The sequence below is a fragment of the Enterobacter sp. Ap-867 genome (genome assembly GCF_011752855.1).
Taxonomy (GTDB): Bacteria; Pseudomonadota; Gammaproteobacteria; order Enterobacterales; family Enterobacteriaceae; genus Cedecea.
Map to the genome: position 1 here is coordinate 1 of NZ_VWWS01000018.1, position 4,707 is coordinate 4,707.

3 protein-coding genes and 1 pseudogene are annotated in these 4,707 nt (G+C 54.4%); all 4 read right to left on the reverse strand.

The window, feature by feature from the left end:
* The coding region (locus F3J26_RS22410) for a hypothetical protein (RefSeq protein ID WP_166996019.1) at window positions 1-1,117 on the reverse strand (1,117 nt) is incomplete at its 3' end.
* Window positions 1,117-3,549 (reverse strand): CS1-pili formation C-terminal domain-containing protein, encoded by a 2,433-nt coding sequence (locus F3J26_RS22415; RefSeq protein WP_286180349.1) that lies wholly within the window; start codon window positions 3,547-3,549, stop codon window positions 1,117-1,119. The genes F3J26_RS22410 and F3J26_RS22415, both read right to left, overlap by 1 nt.
* A gap of 179 nt (window positions 3,550-3,728) precedes the next feature.
* Window positions 3,729-4,214 carry a CS1 type fimbrial major subunit gene (locus F3J26_RS22420; RefSeq protein ID WP_166996021.1) on the reverse strand — a complete coding sequence of 162 codons (486 nt, stop codon included), beginning with the start codon at window positions 4,212-4,214 and terminating at the stop codon, window positions 3,729-3,731.
* A gap of 43 nt (window positions 4,215-4,257) precedes the next feature.
* Window positions 4,258-4,707: pseudogene (locus tag F3J26_RS22425) on the reverse strand (hypothetical protein); the annotation flags it as partial.

Here is a 4,707-nt window from a genome sequence, read left to right on the forward strand (position 1 = left end):
GTAAAATAACATGGCCAGCCGGTAACGAATTCAACAGCAGATTTCTGGCTTCTCTTCCGTTTTCCGTTTTATAACCCGGTAAGGTGAGAGAAACCTCCAGCGGTATTTTTTCTCCGGTGGGGGATGTTGTTTCGCGTAACGCACAGGCCCCATCCAAATCATACTCACAGCGCATATTGACAGTGAAGCCGGACGTGGACGACAGGATGAAGGGGACTTCCTGACTCAGGGTATCAGGGACACGCCCACCGTTTGCCCACTGGCTCCAGCCGCCTTTCGGGGCCAGACTGACCTTGATCAATTCCGCGTCGGAGGGAAACTTCACCTGGAAGGCATGACGTACGGTCGCCTTTATTTTTATTCTAATTTCAGTGTCAGAGGTTGTTACGGCATGAAAGTCAATATCTTCGCCTTCACCAACGGTATAAACCACTTCACCTTCGTACTCACCGCTATAAACACCTAATGGATTGGGTGTTTCTAACGTATAGCCAAAGCTAAAATCGGCAATACGAACATCACCCTGAAAAGAGCCACTAAGCTCCCTGTAGCAGGTCAGCTTTTTTTCTGGCACTCCCCATCCATATCTGTACCAATGCATATAACCAACGCCAACCCGCCCTGAGCACCCGCCCTGAGGATAACGGCCCACGCCGTTCATTGCACTAGTTATGTTATATCCATCTATCGAATTGTGTTGCACACCAAAAAAAGCCAGACGAAATACCCCTGTAATTTGATTCCCTGCTTTATCATCTCTTAAAACAATATTCCTTGTCGTGCCATCAAGGGATATTGATGTATAATTGCGTACGTTATTGCTCGTAGAGTCAAAATATTTTTCCGCCGATAAGCCAGGAACCAAAATACTGAATTCCCCCACATTACAAAGCGTAGAGTGCTGAGAACAAAATCCTGAGACCGGTGTAGTATTCACAAACGCATTCTTCTGCGGCTGCTGCAGGTCGGCGATAAACTCCGTAGTGACGTTCACCGTTGCCGCGTTGACTGTGGATATCATCGCCAATAAAAGCAGCGCGGACAGTGCTGCCGTATTTCTTCTGCGAAACAGCGCGTTATTAATGAAGTCGATAATATACATCTGTCGGGTAAACATTATATGTCCTTATTCCTGGCTGCTTTGCTGGCCGCATAGCCTGCGTTCCCCGCCAGCGGTAATTCGTCACAGGTCAGATTGCCGAGGAAAATAATCTCATCGGCCGTTTTCTGCGTGGTGGGATTCAGGCGTATTTCGCACTGGTTCATTGCGCGGTACTCCACCGCCAGCACCGGGTTGTTTTCATGCACTTCGAGGGTGAACAGCCCGTCGGATTCGGTGACCGTCCTGCCGGCATGATTCACCACCTGAGCACCGCCCAGGGCGTGGCCATTGCCGTCCACCAGGCGACCCATCACCGTCACCGTTTTCATCACTTTCACGGAATACGCACTGACGCCCCCGCGAATATGCTGGTAGCTCAGGTATTCAGGCTCGACTTTCAGCGCCGGGGCTTCCGTGCCGGGGAAGTCGATCTGCACCGTGCCGGGTTGCCAGGCATCGACCGGAATGAAGTTCCTGCCCGGTTTGAGCGGCACGGCACCGCCCGAATAAAGCGCCACCAGTTCGGCATTTTTATCGTCGGAGGAGACATCCACTATCATGCCGCCGCCCTGATAATGTGCCGTCTGTTTCGACATTGTGACCCGCCCGCCACCCAACGCCAGCAGGCTGCCGGTATTGAGGCCGCCGGACAGCCTGCCGTCCAGCGTTGAACTCTGCCCCCAGAAAGTGCCCGCCATCATCGGCGTATCAAACTGGTTGTAAGTGCTGAACCCTGCGCCGTGGCGGTCCGCCGTCAGCGTCGCCGTCGTCATCTTCACGGGGCCTTTGTCCCAGGTCTGATTGACCGAGGCGGAGGTATAGAGATCCCGGCTGCCGTTGGTATCCGTTCGGCTGCCGACGCTGATATTGCCGCTGCGTTTCTGCCCGCCGAGCGCGAAGCTGGCGGAGAGACTCACGCCGCGGTTGCGTAACGTACTGCCATTGCCGTAGGGGCGATCAAACGCGGCCAGCCGCCAGTTAATGGCGTTCCCGGCAAGTACGGTACGGGTATTAAAGCCCACGTCGGCACCGATCCCGCTGTGACGGCTTCTGTGCGTCAGGCGGGCGGTGAGGCTGTTCTCGCTGTTCAGGCGCCAGGTGGTGGACAGCACGCTGCTGTGTTCCAGCGAAGGGCGAGCCGTATACCGGTAGGGTTCATCTTCCTGGCGATACCAGCTCCGGCTGTGGCTGAGGGCGACATTACCCTTTGCGTGCGACCATATTCCCTGGGTATCAAACCCGTGACCGGTGAGATTGCTCCGCCAGATATTACCGTACAGCTGCACCGGCTTTGCCGCCTGCCAGTCGAGTGAAATCCCGGCCTGACGCTCTTCCCCCGTCTTCTGCACGGCCACGCCGACCGTCGCCAGCGGATGCAACAGGTAATTGACGCTGGCCCCGGCCGCAAATTCACCGTTATCTTCACTTTTGTCACTGTTCCACAGCGTCTGCTGCTGCCCGGCGAACACGTTATAGCGCAGGCGCTGGCCCGGCGTTCGCCAGCGGGTGGGTTTATTAATCGTTTCAGTGACCCTGCTGCTCTCACGGCCGTCTTCAATGAGGCGAATTTCAACTTCATAGATACCGGCCGGCAGCGGCACGGTGTCTAACATTTGCAGGCCGGGTTCAACAGGCTGAGAATTTATCAGGGTACCGTCGCGGTAAATTTCAGCCACACCTTCACGGTTGGCCGAGACGTAGACGGGATAAAGCGCCGGAATGTCCCCGCCCTTCAGTAGTGCATCGCCGCTGCCCGCCATCATGCCCGCCAGCGTGCTGATACCACCTCCCGGCGTATAAAGCTGGCGTATCAGGCCCTGGCTGTCCGGCGTAAATAGCCCGGTACGGAGAAAGTGTTGCTGAAATTCACGCTGAACGTAGAGAGAGGTTATGGCATGGCGGGAAGTGCTGCCGAGGCTGTTGCTGCGGGTCTGGTCATGCTGAAACTGGCTCATTAATGTCCAGCTCCCCAGCGCGGCCTCCAGGCCCCCGTTCCAGCTCATGCTTGACTGCTGCTCGCTGCCGCTGAGGTTAAGCTGGTTATTCAGCAGCAGGCCTGAATCCCCATCTTCGGGTAAGGTATACCAGTATTTATTCGCGTCGTTTCCCGGTTGCTGCGTGAGTAAAACGAGGCGGGCATCGCTCAGGCTGTAATCCGCCGCCAGCAGCCCCGGCGGGCAGGCATGGTCACTGCACTTCCCAAGCGGAACAAAGTCAGTGAACGCCTTTAACCAGCGCTGGCGTTCGGCCTCGCTAAACTCACTGTCGCCGTTATCGGTAAAATGGATAATCCTGGCCCGGTTATCCTCCGTCACGATGATCATGGCATCGCCCAGGACCCGGTTATCTACCATGATGCGGGCTGAAAGCGGGGCATTGAAGAAATACGCCTGAAAATCATCCGGCATAGCCGCTGCCTGGCTGGCAAGCGTCGCAGGCTGAGCCAAAACATTTACACTGCTGAAAAGCAGAAATAACGACCCTGTTAATGGACGAAAGAATCCCATAATATCAAACGCCTGAAATTTTCTTTCCGAAGAAAGAAAAGAGAAATCCCTCTCTCTTTTCTCCTCAATGCACGATTGTTCGTTAACCGAACACACCATGAATACTGCCGCCGCTAAAATTAAGGCGCGGTATCAAACATCATGGTCACGGCCCCGATGTAGGTCCCGGCCGTTGGTTTAGTGCCAGCAGATTTCTGGCTTACCGTCAGGGTGGCCGTTTTCTCTGCTGCGGCTTCGGTCGTGTTGTACAGCGTGACCGCTGACACGGCGTCAACCGGCAACGTCTGGCCGGCAATATTCACCTGGAGATCGATAGTATCCGTACCGCTGGCCGAGCTGAGCACAGGCTGCCCGGCCAGATAGGCTTTAATGCCCCCGCCAGAATTTTTCATTTGCAGCTGCTGAGAAAATCCATCCAGAGAGCCCGTCGCCGCATTCCATGCCATTTTTTGCGTCTGGGCATTCCAGCCGTTAACTGGCGTGACGAAGAAATCAGTAGCAGGGATCGCCGCCTCTACGTTGAAATCAACCTGCAGAGGAGCAGCGTGAACCGCCGATGCCGTCGCCAGAAGGGCACCGAGTAAAGTGATTTTTTTTGCGTACATATATCATTCCTTTTGATAACAGAGAGAACAGGGTTACTTCAAATTACGAACCTGATTTCAGCGCCTTTTTTTGACCACCTTCATTCAGCGTGTAGTGCCAGATTTTTTGCGGCACAATGTCCCGCTCCAGGCTCCGGCCGGGCCTTAATTGAATATTGACGGGTGGACTACAGTCTTTAAGTGTTGCATCGCAGGATTTCAGGTCGCTGATAACCACGGAGGCATTCCCCTTGTTGCTGATACGCAGTTTTTTACCTTTATCCGTAATTTGCGTATCGAAGCGAACATTATTGGGATGAACGGTCACAATGGTGCCAAACCCGGTGAGTACGCTGACGCTGGCGTTGATGGCATCCTGATACTTTTCAACTTCGTCCTTGCTGAGCGTAAATTCATCCCTGTTTTTCGGCACGACGGGAATATAACGCACGCGATAATAAGACTCTTTATTCCGGGCGCCGGTATAGACCAGTCTGTTGGTTTGCATTCCGCC